Here is a 13329-nt window from a genome sequence, read left to right as displayed (position 1 = left end):
TAAGGGGTATCTATTTAGCTCCAGTGACGTGAGAATAGCTGGATGGAAACCCAGATGCTAACGCCAACTCCTGGACGGGACTACCCCCGCACCTGGAACGAATTTCTTGACTGGTTTGCCACCGAAGAGGCTTGCCAGGCGTTCCTGGAGAAGCTTCGGTGGCCCCAAGGCTTCGTCTGCCCGCGTTGCGGCAACGCTGGCGATGTGTACCGCGCCAGCCGCACCCGCCTGATGTGCCGCTCATGCCAGTACCAAGGCACAGTGACATCTGGAACCATCTTTGACAAGACGCGCACACCGCTGCGTGTCTGGCTGGCTGCAGCTTGGTACCTGACCAATCAGAAACAAGGCGTGAGCGCCCTGGGGCTGCAGCGCGTATTGGGTTTGGGGAGCTACCAGACCGCCTGGACCATGCTGCACCGGTTTCGACGTGCCATGGTCCGCCCGGGCCGGGACAAGCTCAAGGGGCTTGTGGAGGTGGATGAAACGTACCTGTCCATCACGGATCGCAAGAATCCCGCCACCCCTGCAGGGCGCAAGAGCAGCACCACCAAAGTGTTGATGGTCATGGCGGTGGAGATCGTGGAGCCCAAGGGGTTTGGGCGCATCCGGTTACGCCGCATTGACCGAGACGCCGCCACCCACGTAATCCCCTTTGTGCAGGAGGTGGTCGAGCCTGGAGCCCAGGTACGCACGGATGGTTCGGCGGCATACCGCGCTCTGGGAGAACTGGGTTACACCCACCAGCGCACCGTCATGCTCGGCTCAGGCGTACCTGCCCATGTCTCCATGGCGGGAGTGCACCGGGTCGCCTCACTGGTACAGCGCTGGGTGCTGGGAACACATCATGGCTCTGTACAGCCAGACCACCTGGACGCCTATCTCGATGAATTCGTGTTCCGTTTCAACCGGCGCACATCCAGCTCACGCGGGATGCTGTTTTACCGCTTGCTGCAGCAAGCGGTGGTTACGCCGCCAGTGACGTATGGGGATGTCGTGAGCAAGAACACCGGGGAGAGCCAATCGGATACCATTGCTGGATGAAATCAAGGGGTATCTATTTAGCTCCAGTGACGTGAGAATAGCTGGATGGAAACCCAGATGCTAACGCCAACTCCTGGAGGGGACTACCCCCGCACCTGGAACGAATTTCTTGACTGGTTTGCCACCGAAGAGGCTTGCCAGGCGTTCCTGGAGAAGCTTCGGTGGCCCCAAGGCTTCGTCTGCCCGCGTTGCGGCAACGCTGGCGATGTGTACCGCGCCAGCCGCACCCGCCTGATGTGCCGCTCATGCCAGTACCAAGGCACAGTGACATCTGGAACCATCTTTGACAAGACGCGCACACCGCTGCGTGTCTGGCTGGCTGCAGCTTGGTACCTGACCAATCAGAAACAAGGCGTGAGCGCCCTGGGGCTGCAGCGCGTATTGGGTTTGGGGAGCTACCAGACCGCCTGGACCATGCTGCACCGGTTTCGACGTGCCATGGTCCGCCCGGGCCGGGACAAGCTCAAGGGGCTTGTGGAGGTGGATGAAACGTACCTGTCCATCACGGATCGCAAGAATCCCGCCACCCCTGCAGGGCGCAAGAGCAGCACCACCAAAGTGTTGATGGTCATGGCGGTGGAGATCGTGGAGCCCAAGGGGTTTGGGCGCATCCGGTTACGCCGCATTGACCGAGACGCCGCCACCCACGTAATCCCCTTTGTGCAGGAGGTGGTCGAGCCTGGAGCCCAGGTACGCACGGATGGTTCGGCGGCATACCGCGCTCTGGGAGAACTGGGTTACACCCACCAGCGCACCGTCATGCTCGGCTCAGGCGTACCTGCCCATGTCTCCATGGCGGGAGTGCACCGGGTCGCCTCACTGGTACAGCGCTGGGTGCTGGGAACACATCATGGCTCTGTACAGCCAGACCACCTGGACGCCTATCTCGATGAATTCGTGTTCCGTTTCAACCGGCGCACATCCAGCTCACGCGGGATGCTGTTTTACCGCTTGCTGCAGCAAGCGGTGGTTACGCCGCCAGTGACGTATGGGGATGTCGTGAGCAAGAACACCGGGGAGAGCCAATCGGATACCATTGCTGGATGAAATCACAGTATCAATGGGGCTGCTGGAGCTAAATAGATACCCCTTATGAAATCACAGTATCAATGGGGCTGCTGGAGCTAAATAGATACCCCTTATGCACATACAGCGGCATGCCGTTGTCCAGCATGCCGGCCTCCAGACCGTTCAGAAAGGCAGCCTCTGCATACTGGATCTGCATGGTGCCCAACTGGAACCGGCGGGCCACCGTATCGAGGGCCTGCACGCTGCCCCACAGCACGGGCTGTACCGAGGGGAGCGTGGCGGTGGTCAGCTGCAGCCGGGTCGCGCGCATCAGCCCACTGCTGGTGGGCAACGCATGTACCTGCACGATCTGGCCGACTTGCAAGGCGGCCAAGCCGGACAGCCCGTCGAGCACGGTCTCGTCATCGACATATACCCGCGCACCCATTACCTCGATGCGCCCCAGCGCCGCGTCCACGGCATCCACCGCCCCCCGTAGCTCCGGTATCGACAGTACGTGCGCGGCCGTACCTGTGCTGAATCCGGTATCGAGGGTGCCGTTCACTTGCACGGTCATGCCAGGTTTCAGGGTGCTCTGGCCGCTCTTCAGGCTTTGCTGACCATCGGCGTCTTCCTGCGAGACGCCTTCCACTTCCACCTGGGCGTGGCTGATATCGAAGCGCACGCCGTTCACAACCATGTACGACCCGCTGGGTGATTCGCCGAGGCTGTCGACGCTGCCAATGGCCACGGAAGACATGGCGATGCCGGTGCCGCCCGAGCCCACGCCGTCGCCGCCTCCACAGGCTCCGAGCACCAGCCCCAGCGTGGTCATCAGCGCGTATATCCCAGTCCTCATGTTTTTTTCCTGCGCTTTGCAGAGCCTGCACGGGTGGTCGGTTTCAGGTCCGGCGGCTCGTCCTCATGGTAGACATACACGCCTACGCGCATGCGTGCCGTTCCCATGCCTGCCGCAGAGGCATGGGCCTGGGTCATTTCCCGTACCAGGCGGTAATGCACGGAATCCCAATGTTCCCGTGCCAACTGGTGGATGCGTTCGCACTCCGACACGGTCAAGCCCGAGGCATAGACGGAGCGTTCCAGCATCCGGGGCTGCTGCCCCAAGGTATTGCTGACGGCGGCCAGCAGATGGTCCCGCACATTGTCCCCGGTGAAGGCTAGCATGTCCCGCAGGCTGGTGGCCGGGATGAAACCGTCGCCCACCAGTTCCACCTCGCCTTCGCCGTCGCCCGTCAGCCCCCTGACCAGATTCAGGCGCTGAAGCTCCTCCAGCAGGGTTCTGTGGTGCACATCGCCGCGGGTGGCGAGACGTGCCACCAGTTCAAAGGAGGGGCCATGGCCGGTGTCCACAATAGGAAGGCGGCGCCGGCTGGGCTCCTCGGCGGCAAGCTGCAACCAGGCCGTGAAAGCCTTGGCGGCCGACGACCCTTCGGTGGCAGGCAAAGGGTCGCGTACTTGGCGCACTCTGGCGGTCACGTCCTTGCGATTGAGACCGGTGGTGACCGAGATCTGGCTCAGGTTGGGGTCGGGAATGCCTTGGCTGCGCCAGAGATGGCGCGCCTCCTCCAGCAGCAGGTCCCTCAGGATTTCTTCGAGTTGGGCGTGCTTCAGTCCCATCGCCAACGCCAGCCTGACCGCGGGGCGAAGGATTCGTACCAGCGCGGACTGCGTCCATTTCAGGCGGTCTTGCATGGGAAGGTGAAAGGGCGAGAGGCTCGTCGCTTAAGTGTGACTGCTCATGCAGCCAGCGGTGCCTAAAAAATGCGAGTGTGCCATCTGCCTGACACCAGGAGAAGGACCGCCAGGCGCGATGGCCGTTGGCGTCATGTTCCCTGAACGCGCTGGAGTCTGACCTCGCTGGAACGAAGCCGCCCCGATGCGCGGGCGGCTTCAGCGGGTTGCTGGGATCGTGGCGCCCGGGCGCCAGTTGCAATGAAAATGCGGTCAAACCCTTATGGGGAAAGCGGTGCAAGCTACCGAATTAGGAGTGGTCCTACGCTGCGGCGCCACGCACCACGGGCCGCACCGGGCCCAGGTGCGCCAACGGCAGCGCGCCGCCTGCCTTGACCTCGCCCAGCGAGAAGCTGGTGTGCATGTCCTTCACGTTGGGCAGGTTCAGCAGCACGGTGCGTGCGAACTGCGAGAAGCTGTCCAGGTCGCGCGCCACCACCTGCAGCTCGAAGGTACCGGTGCCGCTGATGTAGTGGCATGAGACCACTTCGGGGATCTGGGCAATGGCCTGCTCCATGGCCAGCGTCAGGTCGCCGGTGTTGCGCTCGGCGTCCAGGCGCACGAACGCCAGCACGCCCAGGCCGATCTTGTGGCGGTCGATTTCCGCGTGATAGCCGCGGATGTAGCCCGCTTCCTCCAGGGCGCGTACGCGCCGCCAGCACGGTGCAGCGGACAGGCCTACGCGTTGCGCCAGCTCGGCGTTGGTCAGGCGCGCCTCGGCCTGCAGCTCGCGCAGGATGGCGATGTCGTATTTGTCCAAGGTTTCCATTTTTGGATTGTTTTAAGAAAGAAGCTTTCGCGCATCAGGGTAAACGCGGCAAACAAAGCAAACACATATCGGTGTCTCGCGCATACACTGCGCAGATCGGGTGGCGCCCACACGGCACCGTCCCGCACGCCGCGCCCAACAGAGGCGGCGGATCACAGAACCCACGGAGACAAGACATGAATGCCCCGCTGCCCGAACACGTCCGCCGCGCGCTGGAGACGGTCACCCTTGAGGACAAATACACGCTGGGCCACGGCCGCGCTTTCATGAGTGGGGTGCAGGCCCTCGTGCGCCTGCCCATGCTGCAGCGCCAGCGCGATGCCGCCGTGGGCCTGAATACCGCGGGCTTCGTGAGCGGCTACCGTGGCTCGCCCCTGGGCGGCTACGACCAGGCCCTGTGGGGCGCCCGCAAGCACCTGGCGGAGCACCACGTGGTCTTCCAGCCCGGCGTGAACGAGGAGCTGGCCGCCACCGCCGTCTGGGGCACGCAGCAACTGGACATCTACCCCCAGTCCAAGAAGTACGACGGCGTGTTTGGCATCTGGTACGGCAAGGGCCCGGGCGTGGACCGTTGCTCCGACGTGTTCAAGCATGCCAACATGGCCGGCACGGCCCGGCATGGCGGCGTGATCGCCGTGGCGGGCGACGACCACATCAGCAAGAGCAGCACGGCGGCACACCAGAGCGACCACATCTTCAAGGCCTGCGGCCTGCCGGTGTTCTTCCCCAGCAGCGTGCAGGACATTCTGGACATGGGGCTGCACGCCTTTGCCCTGAGCCGCTTCTCGGGCCTGTGGTCCGGACTCAAGACCATCCAGGAGGTGGTGGAGTCGTCCAGCAGCATCTCTGTGGACCCCGACCGCGTGAAGATCGTCATGCCCGAGGACTTCACCATGCCGCCCGGCGGCCTGCACATCCGCTGGCCCGATGCGCCGCTGGAGCAGGAGGCGCGCCTCATGGACTACAAGTGGTACGCGGCACTGGCGTACATCCGCGCCAACAAGCTCAACTACAACGTGATCCAGGGCCCGCAGGACCGCTTCGGCATCATCGCCAGCGGCAAGGCGTACAACGACACGCGCCAGGCACTGGTGGACCTGGGCCTGGACGACGACACCTGCCGTCAGCTGGGCATCCGCGTGCACAAGGTCAACGTGGTGTGGCCGCTCGAAGCCACCATCACGCGCGACTTCGCCCAAGGGCTGCAGGAGATCCTGGTGGTGGAGGAAAAACGCCAGGTCATCGAATACCAGATCAAGGAAGAGCTCTACAACTGGCGCGCCGACGTGCGTCCCAACGTGCTGGGCAAGTTCGACGAGATCGAGGGTGACAACTCCGGCGGCGAATGGAGCATGCCCAATCCCAGCCAGAACTGGCTGCTGCGGCCCAAGGCCGACCTGACGCCGGCCATCATCGCCAAGGCGATCGCCAAACGCCTGAAGAAGCTGGGCGTGCCCGAGGACATCGTGGCGCGCATGGACGCGCGCATCTCCGTGGTGGAGGCGCGCGAGTGCGGCCTGCTGGAGGTGAAGACCGACACCGGCGAGCGCATGCCGTGGTTCTGCAGCGGCTGCCCGCACAACACCAGCACCCGCGTGCCCGAGGGCTCGCGCGCCGTGGCCGGCATTGGTTGCCACTACATGGCCAACTGGATGCCCGACCGCGCCACGAGCACCTTCACGCAGATGGGCGGCGAGGGCGTGACCTGGGTGGGCCAGGCGCCGTTCACCAAGGACAAGCACGTGTTCGCCAACCTGGGCGACGGCACCTACTTCCACAGCGGCCTGCTGGCGATTCGCCAGAGCATCGCCTCGGGCGCGAACATCACCTACAAGATCCTCTACAACGACGCCGTGGCCATGACCGGCGGCCAGCAGGTGGGCGAGCGCCCCGAGGGGCATTCGGTGGCGCAGATCGCCCACAGCCTGCGCGCCGAGGGCGTGGTCCGGCTGGTGGTGGTGACGGACGAGCCCGAGAAGTACCACGGCCGCACGCACCCGGCCAACGCCGCGCGCGCCGGCCACCCCGAGCTGCTCAACGACCTGCCGCCGGGCATTGAGGTCTTCCACCGCGACGAGCTGGACCGCATCCAGCGTGAGTTTCGCGAGATCGCAGGCTGCACGGCCATCATCTATGACCAGACCTGCGCGACCGAGAAGCGCCGCCGCAGGAAGCGCGGCCTGCTGGCCACACCCGCCAAGACCGTGGTCATCAACGAGCTGGTGTGCGAGGGCTGCGGCGATTGCTCGGTGCAGTCCAACTGCCTGTCGGTGGAGCCGGTGGAGACCGAGTTCGGCCGCAAGCGCCGCATCAACCAGAGCACCTGCAACAAGGACTATTCCTGCGTGAAGGGCTTCTGCCCGAGCTTCGTCACCGTCGAGGGCGGCCAGCTCAAGAAACCCAAGAAGGAGAAGAAGGGCGACCTGTCCACGATGGCGCCCATCCCCGAGCCGGTGCTGCCGGCGGCCGAAGCCGCGTGGGGCATCGTCGTGGCTGGCGTGGGCGGCACGGGCGTGATCACCATCGGGTCCCTGCTGGGCATGGCCGCGCACCTGGAGGGCAAGGGCGTCATCACGCAGGACGCGGCGGGCCTGGCGCAAAAGGGTGGCTCCACCTGGAGCCATGTGCAGATCGCCAACCGCCCCGAGGCCATCCACACCACCAAGGTGGACACGGCCAAGGCGGACCTGGTGATCGGCTGCGACCCCATCGTTGCCGCGAACAAGGCCACGCTGGCCGCCATGCAGCCGGGGCGCACATTCGTGGCCCTCAACAGCCACGGCACGCCGGCCGCGGCCTTTGTGCACAACCCCAATTGGCAGTTCCCGGCCGACGGCTGCGAGGCCGCCATCGCACAGGCCGTGGGCGCCGAGTTGCTGGGTGTGTTCGACGCCGAGCAGGTGGCCAGCCAGTTGCTGGGTGACAGCATCTACACCAACCCGCTGATGCTGGGCTATGCGTGGCAAAAGGGCCGCGTGCCGCTGTCCCACGCCGCGCTCATGCGCGCCATGGAGCTCAACGGCGTGCAGGTGGAGAACAACAAGGCCGCCTTCGAATGGGGACGCCGCTGCGCGCACAACCTGGCCGAGGTGCAGGCGCTGTTCCAGGCCGCGCAGGTGATCCAGTTCGTGAAGAAGCCCGGCTTGGCCGAGATGGTCGCCAAGCGTGTGGACTTCCTCACGGGCTACCAGAACGCCGCCTATGCGGCCGAGTACCAGGCCTTCGTGGACAAGGTGCGCGCGGCCGAGGATTCACTGGGCCAGGGCACGCGCCTCACTGAGGCGGTGGCGCGCTACCTGTTCAAGCTGATGGCCTACAAGGACGAGTACGAAGTGGCACGGCTGCACACCGACAAGGCGTTCACCGACAAGATCGCCGCGATGTACGAAGGCGACTACAAGCTGGTGCACCACCTGGCGCCCCCGCTGCTGGCCAAGCACAACGACAAGGGCGAGCTGGTCAAGCAAAGCTACGGGCCCTGGGTGCGCAAGGCCTTCGGCGTGCTGGCTCGCATGAAGGGACTGCGCGGCACGGCGCTCGATGTCTTCGGTCGGACCGAGGAACGCAAGACCGAGCGCGCGCTGATCCGCGAATACCGCGCCTGCATCGAGGAACTGCTGAAGGGCCTGACGGCCGAGCGCCTGGCGCTGGCGGTGGAGATCGCGCGTATCCCTGAGGACATCCGCGGCTACGGCCATGTGAAGGAGCGCCACCTGCAGGCCGCGCGCAAGAAGTGGTTCGCGCTCATGGACCGCTGGCGTGCCCCACACGCGGGTGCGCCCCGCCAAGTGGCCTGAGACGGTGGGCGGGCCTGTCATGCCCGCCTATTCCTTCCCCGCCTATTCCTTCTGACCCCGCCCGTCGCCGCATGCCCCCGCCCGAGGGCAACGCGGTCGTTCACGCGTTCTGAGGAATGGGCATGCCGGCCACACTGGACGGGCCTTCCTGCCCGGCCGGCGGGTCGGCCAGCTGCACGCGGCTGACCGGCACCGCCAGCCGCATGCCCAGCGCCTGCAGCCGGCCCAGCAACGCCAGGTTGATGCGCTGCTGCAGGTCCATGTAGAGGTTGTAGCCCGGGTCTTTGACGATGTAGACCACTTCGTAGTCGAGCGAGCTGGCGCCAAAGCCCTTGAAGTGCGCGCGGTCGAAGCGCAGCTGCGGTTCGGCCTCGATGATGTCGCGCACCGCTTGCGCCAGGGCCTGCGCCTGCGCGGGCGAGGTGTCCTGCGCCACGCCAAAGCCAAACACGATGCGGCGCTCGCGCATGTGGCGATAGTTGTTGATGGTCTGCTTGAGCAACTCGGTGTTGCTCATCACCACCTGTTCCCCGCTCAGGGCGCGGATGCGCGTGGTCTTTACGCCCACCTGCTGCACGGTGCCTGCGATGGGACCCACGACGATGAAGTCGCCGACCTCGAAGGGCTTGTCCACCGCGATCGCCATGGAGGCGAACAGATCGCCCAGCACGCTTTGCACCGCCAGCGCCACCGCAATGCCGCCCACGCCCAGGCTGGCCACGAAGGCGGTGATGTTCACCCCCAGGTTCGAGAGGATGGCCAGCAGCACCGTGGCCCACACCAGCGTGCGCAGCCCCCAGGACATGAGCGTGGCCGAGGCGCTGATCTGCCCCGTGCCCGCGGCGCCATGGTGGCGCCGGTAGCGCTCGACCCCCAGACTGATGGCGCGCGTGCCCCACAGCCCCAGCTGCACCGCCACGGCCAGGAACCAGAGCTGACTCACACGGTCATGCCAACGCCCGGGCAGGTCCAGCATGCCGGTGCCCACCAGCAGTGCTGCCAGCAGGATGAGCAGACGGCTGGTTCCGGCGAGCACCTGCGCCAGCAGGCTTGCCGCGCCGGCATCGCCGCCGCCGGATTTGCGGTCGGCATGGGCGACGGCCCAGCGCAGCAGCAGCGTGAGCGCCAGGTAGATGCCCATGGCCGTGGCCGCCGCCGCCAATACTTCGGCAGCGGACATGCCCCAGAACCACTCTGTCTCCAGCCAGGCGGATACCGATGCGAAATCCATGGAAAGCGTTTCCTTTCTTGATACGGGGGGTGGGAGGGAAGGGGCCGCGGCGCGGCGCCGGCCGCCGCGGGCGGCACACAGGCATGCTACGAAGCCCTGCCAGGCGCCGGCGTAGGCCCAGGCCGACGATGGGCGCGTCGCATCCGATGCATTAACCGCCCCTGGTCCGGGGCTTTATGCTATATATGTGATAGCTGCTGACGCTCGCTGGACGGGCGTTGCAAGGTGTTTTGATACTGAATCCCAGAGGGCGCCCGCAGCCCGCCGGCCGCCGGTGCGCGCAGCCCTGGCCGGCAGCCCCCCGCATACAATGGCTGGCTCACCGCCCGCAGGCCCTGGCGCCTCCCGGCGGAGCCCCTTTGCACTTATTACTACCAGTGGAGTCCTTCCCGTGTTGATTTCTTCTGCCTTTGCACAGACCGCCCCCGCCGCAGCCGCCGAGGCCGGCCTGATGGGATCGCTCACCAGCATGCTGCCGCTGGTGCTGATGTTCGTGGTGCTGTACTTCATCATGATCCGTCCCCAGATGAAGCGCCAGAAGGAGCACCGCGCCATGATCGACGCGCTGGCCAAGGGCGATGAAGTGGCCACGGCTGGCGGCTTGCTGGGCAAGGTGGCGGGCCTGAGCGAAGGCTACCTGCAACTGGAGATTGCGCCTGGCGTGCAGGTGCAGGTGCAGCGCAGCGCCGTGGCCCAGGTGCTGCCCAAGGGCACGGTCAAGTAAACCGTCCCAGCTGTAGGCCTACGGGCCTTGTTATGAGGGCAGTGCTGCGCCGCATCCCGCGGCCGCTGCCCCGCATGGATTGAAGAGCGCGATCATGAACCGTTATCCGGTCTGGAAGTACGCGATCCTGGTGATCGTGTTGCTCATTGGGGCCCTGTATACCCTGCCCAACTTCTTTGGCGAGGCGCCCGCGGTGCAGGTGTCGTCGGCCAAGGCCACGCTGAAGGTCGACGCCGCGGTCCAGCAGCGCGTCGAGGACGCGTTGAAAGCCGCCAACGTGGCCTCGGACTCCATCGTGTTCGACGGCAACTCGGTGCGCGCGCGCTTTGACACACCGGACAACCAGCTCAAGGCCAAGGACGCGATCGAGAAGGCCCTGATCCCCGACCCGAGCGATCCTTCCTACATCGTGGCGCTGAACCTCGTGTCGCGCTCGCCCGACTGGCTCACCGCGCTGCATGCACGGCCCATGTACCTCGGCCTGGACCTGCGCGGCGGCGTGCACTTCATGCTGCAGGTGGACATGCAGGCGGCGATCACGAAGAAGATCGAGTCGTACGCAGGCGACCTGCGCAGCGCGCTGCGCGAGAAGAACATCCGGCACGGCGGCATCGGCCGCGAAGGGCAGGCCGTGGACATCCGCGTGCGCGACGAGGCCACGCTCACGGCGGCACGCAACCTGATCGCCGACCAGTTCCAGGATTTGGCGGTCGTGAGCAGCGCCGACGGCGACGGTATGCGCCTGCGCGCCACCATCAAGCCCGAGGCACTGCGCAAGGTGCAAGAGCAGGCCTTGAAGCAGAACATGGTCACGCTGCACAACCGCATCAACGAACTGGGCGTGGCCGAGCCCGTGATCCAACAGCAGGGCATGGACCGCATCGTGGTGCAGCTGCCCGGCGTGCAGGACACGGCCAAGGCCAAGGACATCCTGGGCCGCACCGCCACGCTGGAAGTGCGCATGGTGGACGAGGGCACCGAGGCGCGCGCCGCCGAAATGGGTACGGGCCCCGTGCCGTTCGGTGCCGAGAAATACCTGGACCGCAACGGCCAGGCCGTGATCGTGAAGAAGCAGGTCGTGCTGACCGGCGAGAACCTCACCGACGCGCAGCCAGGATTCGACGGCCAGACCCAGGAGCCCACCGTGAACCTCACGCTGGACGCCAAGGGCTCGCGCATCTTCAAGGACATCACGCGCGAGAACGTGGGCAAGCGCATGGCCATCGTGCTGTTCGAAAAGGGCAAGGGCGAGGTGGTGACCGCACCCGTGATCCGCAGCGAGATTGGCGGTGGTCGCGTGCAGATCTCCGGCCGCATGACCACGGCCGAGGCCAACGACACCGCACTGCTGCTGCGCGCCGGCTCGCTGGCCGCGCCCATGGAGATCATCGAGGAATACACCATCGGCCCGAGCCTAGGTGCCGACAACATCGACCGGGGTATCCAGTCGGTGGTCTGGGGCATGGTGGCCATCGCGGCCTTCATGTGCGTGTACTACATGCTGTTCGGCGTGTTCTCCACGATCGCGCTGGGCGTGAACGTGCTGCTGCTGATCGCCATCCTGTCGATGCTGCAGGCCACGCTGACCCTGCCCGGCATCGCCGCCATGGCCCTGGCGCTGGGCGTGGCCATCGACTCCAACGTGCTGATCAACGAGCGCATCCGCGAGGAGCTGCGCGCTGGCGTGGCCCCGCAGGCGGCGATCGCCACGGGCTACGAGCGCGCCTGGGCCACCATCCTGGACTCCAACGTCACCACGCTGATTGCGGGCCTGGCGCTGCTGGCCTTCGGCACGGGGCCGGTGCGCGGCTTTGCCGTGGTGCACTGCATCGGCATCCTGACCAGCATGTTCTCGGCGGTGTTCTTCTCGCGTGGCCTGGTCAACCTCTGGTATGGCCGCAAGAAGAAGCTCAAGAGCGTGTCCATCGGCCAGGTGTGGAAGCCCGAGGGCGATGAGCACCGCTCGGTGGCTGCCCGCGGCAACAGCAACTAAGAAAGGGGAAAACCATGGAGTTTTTCCGCATCAAAAAAGACATCCCGTTCATGAAGTACGCGTTGGTGCTCAACGCGGTGTCTTTCATCACTTTCGCGCTGGCGGTGTTCTTCCTGGTCACGCGGGGCCTGCACCTGTCGGTGGAGTTCACGGGTGGCACCGTCATGGAGGTGGCCTACACGCAGACAGCCGACATCGGCAAGGTGCGCGACACCGTCGCGGGCCTGGGCTATGCCGACGTGGTGGTGCAGAACTTCGGCACCTCGCGCGACGTGATGGTCCGCCTGCCCGTGCAAAAGGGCGTCACCTCGGCCCAGCAAAGCGAGCAGGTGCTGAGCGCGCTGAAGGCGCAGGACCCTGAGGTCACGCTGCGGCGCACCGAGTTCGTGGGCCCGCAGGTGGGCGAAGAACTGGTGCACGGCGGCCTCATGGCGCTAGGCATGGTGGTGCTGGGCATCGTGATCTACCTGGCCTTCCGCTTCGAGTGGAAGTTCGGCGTGGCAGCGGTGATCGCCAACCTGCACGACGTGGTCATCATTCTGGGCTTCTTTGCGTTCTTCCAATGGGAGTTCTCGCTGTCGGTGCTGGCCGGCGTGCTGGCCGTGCTGGGCTATTCGGTGAACGAGTCGGTGGTGATCTTCGACCGTATCCGCGAGGCCTTCCGCAAGTTCCGCAAGCTCAACACGCATGAGGTGATCGACCACGCCATCACCTCCACCATGAGCCGCACCATCATCACCCATGCCTCCACCGAGGCCATGGTGCTGTCCATGTTCTTCTTCGGGGGCCCCAGCCTGCACTACTTCGCACTGGCGCTGACCATCGGCATCCTGTTCGGCATCTACTCGTCGGTGTTCGTTGCCGCGGCCATCGCCATGTGGCTGGGCGTCAAGCGCGAAGACCTGGTCAAGGCGCCGACCCGCAAGGAAGGCGACCCGGCCGACCCGAACTCCGGCGCCGTGGTCTGACGATGCGCGTGCGCAGCCGCCTTGTCCGCGTGCCGATGCAAAG

General features: G+C 65.5%; 10 protein-coding genes. 6 read left to right on the top strand and 4 right to left on the bottom strand.

The features are described from left to right. The first annotated feature begins 42 nt into the window (after nt 1-42). Together K2L43_RS17840 and K2L43_RS17835 are read left to right on the top strand one after the other, a co-directional pair. Nucleotides 43-1044: an IS1595-like element ISCsp2 family transposase gene (locus K2L43_RS17840; RefSeq protein WP_011805960.1), complete on the top strand. Its 1002-nt coding sequence runs from the start codon at nt 43-45 to the stop codon at nt 1042-1044. 45 nt (nt 1045-1089) lie between these two features. Further along, nucleotides 1090-2091 (top strand): IS1595-like element ISCsp2 family transposase, encoded by a 1002-nt coding sequence (locus K2L43_RS17835; protein WP_011805635.1) that lies wholly within the window; start codon nt 1090-1092, stop codon nt 2089-2091. Nucleotides 2092-2134: 43 nt separating this feature from the next. On the opposite strand, the gene K2L43_RS17830 is transcribed toward K2L43_RS17835, so the two are convergent. From K2L43_RS17830 to K2L43_RS17820, 3 genes are all read right to left on the bottom strand, one after another. After that, on the bottom strand, nt 2135-2911 hold the full coding sequence (locus K2L43_RS17830) for a DUF5666 domain-containing protein (protein WP_255580485.1): 777 nt from the start codon (nt 2909-2911) through the stop codon (nt 2135-2137). Then, a complete protein-coding gene (locus K2L43_RS17825) occupies nt 2908-3765 on the bottom strand; it encodes a DUF6502 family protein (RefSeq protein ID WP_220638152.1) in 858 nt (285 codons plus the stop codon). Before K2L43_RS17825 ends, K2L43_RS17830 begins: the two co-directional genes overlap by 4 nt. Before the next feature lie 301 nt (nt 3766-4066). Then, nucleotides 4067-4573, bottom strand: coding sequence for an Lrp/AsnC family transcriptional regulator (locus tag K2L43_RS17820; RefSeq protein WP_011807092.1), 507 nt, complete (start codon nt 4571-4573; stop codon nt 4067-4069). A gap of 176 nt (nt 4574-4749) precedes the next feature. Between K2L43_RS17820 and K2L43_RS17815 the strand changes: the two genes are divergently transcribed. Beyond that, complete coding sequence (locus K2L43_RS17815; protein ID WP_220638151.1) at nt 4750-8370, top strand: indolepyruvate ferredoxin oxidoreductase family protein; 3621 nt, start codon at nt 4750-4752, stop codon at nt 8368-8370. Nucleotides 8371-8470: 100 nt separating this feature from the next. On the opposite strand, the gene K2L43_RS17810 is transcribed toward K2L43_RS17815, so the two are convergent. Beyond that, the gene (locus K2L43_RS17810; protein WP_123675518.1) at nt 8471-9601 is read right to left on the bottom strand and encodes a mechanosensitive ion channel family protein; all 1131 of its coding nucleotides are present in this window, start codon (nt 9599-9601) and stop codon (nt 8471-8473) included. A gap of 391 nt (nt 9602-9992) precedes the next feature. On the opposite strand from K2L43_RS17810, the gene yajC reads away from it, so the two are divergent. From yajC to secF, 3 genes are all read left to right on the top strand, one after another. After that, nucleotides 9993-10325: a preprotein translocase subunit YajC gene (gene yajC / locus K2L43_RS17805; RefSeq protein ID WP_015914577.1), complete on the top strand. Its 333-nt coding sequence runs from the start codon at nt 9993-9995 to the stop codon at nt 10323-10325. Nucleotides 10326-10419: 94 nt separating this feature from the next. Then, a complete protein-coding gene (gene secD / locus K2L43_RS17800) occupies nt 10420-12318 on the top strand; it encodes a protein translocase subunit SecD (RefSeq protein WP_220638150.1) in 1899 nt (632 codons plus the stop codon). Between the two features lie 14 nt (nt 12319-12332). Next, entirely contained in the window at nt 12333-13286 is a 954-nt protein-coding gene (gene secF / locus K2L43_RS17795; protein WP_015914575.1) for a protein translocase subunit SecF, read from the top strand. Nucleotides 13287-13329 lie beyond the last annotated feature (43 nt).

This window comes from Diaphorobacter sp. MNS-0 (assembly GCF_019602835.1).
Taxonomy (GTDB): domain Bacteria; phylum Pseudomonadota; class Gammaproteobacteria; order Burkholderiales; family Burkholderiaceae_C; genus Diaphorobacter; species Diaphorobacter nitroreducens.
This window is presented reverse-complemented; position numbering and strand designations above follow the sequence as displayed.

Bases quoted from the DNA above. Each gene is read 5' to 3' on its own strand.
- K2L43_RS17840 (WP_011805960.1), top strand. From the start codon at position 43: ATGGAAACCCAGATGCTAACGCCAACTCCTGGACGGGACTACCCCCGC.
- K2L43_RS17830 (WP_255580485.1), bottom strand. From the start codon at position 2,911: ATGAGGACTGGGATATACGCGCTGATGACCACGCTGGGGCTGGTGCTC.
- K2L43_RS17835 (WP_011805635.1), top strand. From the start codon at position 1,090: ATGGAAACCCAGATGCTAACGCCAACTCCTGGAGGGGACTACCCCCGC.
- K2L43_RS17820 (WP_011807092.1), bottom strand. From the start codon at position 4,573: ATGGAAACCTTGGACAAATACGACATCGCCATCCTGCGCGAGCTGCAG.
- K2L43_RS17810 (WP_123675518.1), bottom strand. From the start codon at position 9,601: ATGGATTTCGCATCGGTATCCGCCTGGCTGGAGACAGAGTGGTTCTGG.
- secD (WP_220638150.1), top strand. From the start codon at position 10,420: ATGAACCGTTATCCGGTCTGGAAGTACGCGATCCTGGTGATCGTGTTG.
- secF (WP_015914575.1), top strand. From the start codon at position 12,333: ATGGAGTTTTTCCGCATCAAAAAAGACATCCCGTTCATGAAGTACGCG.
- K2L43_RS17815 (WP_220638151.1), top strand. From the start codon at position 4,750: ATGAATGCCCCGCTGCCCGAACACGTCCGCCGCGCGCTGGAGACGGTC.
- K2L43_RS17825 (WP_220638152.1), bottom strand. From the start codon at position 3,765: ATGCAAGACCGCCTGAAATGGACGCAGTCCGCGCTGGTACGAATCCTT.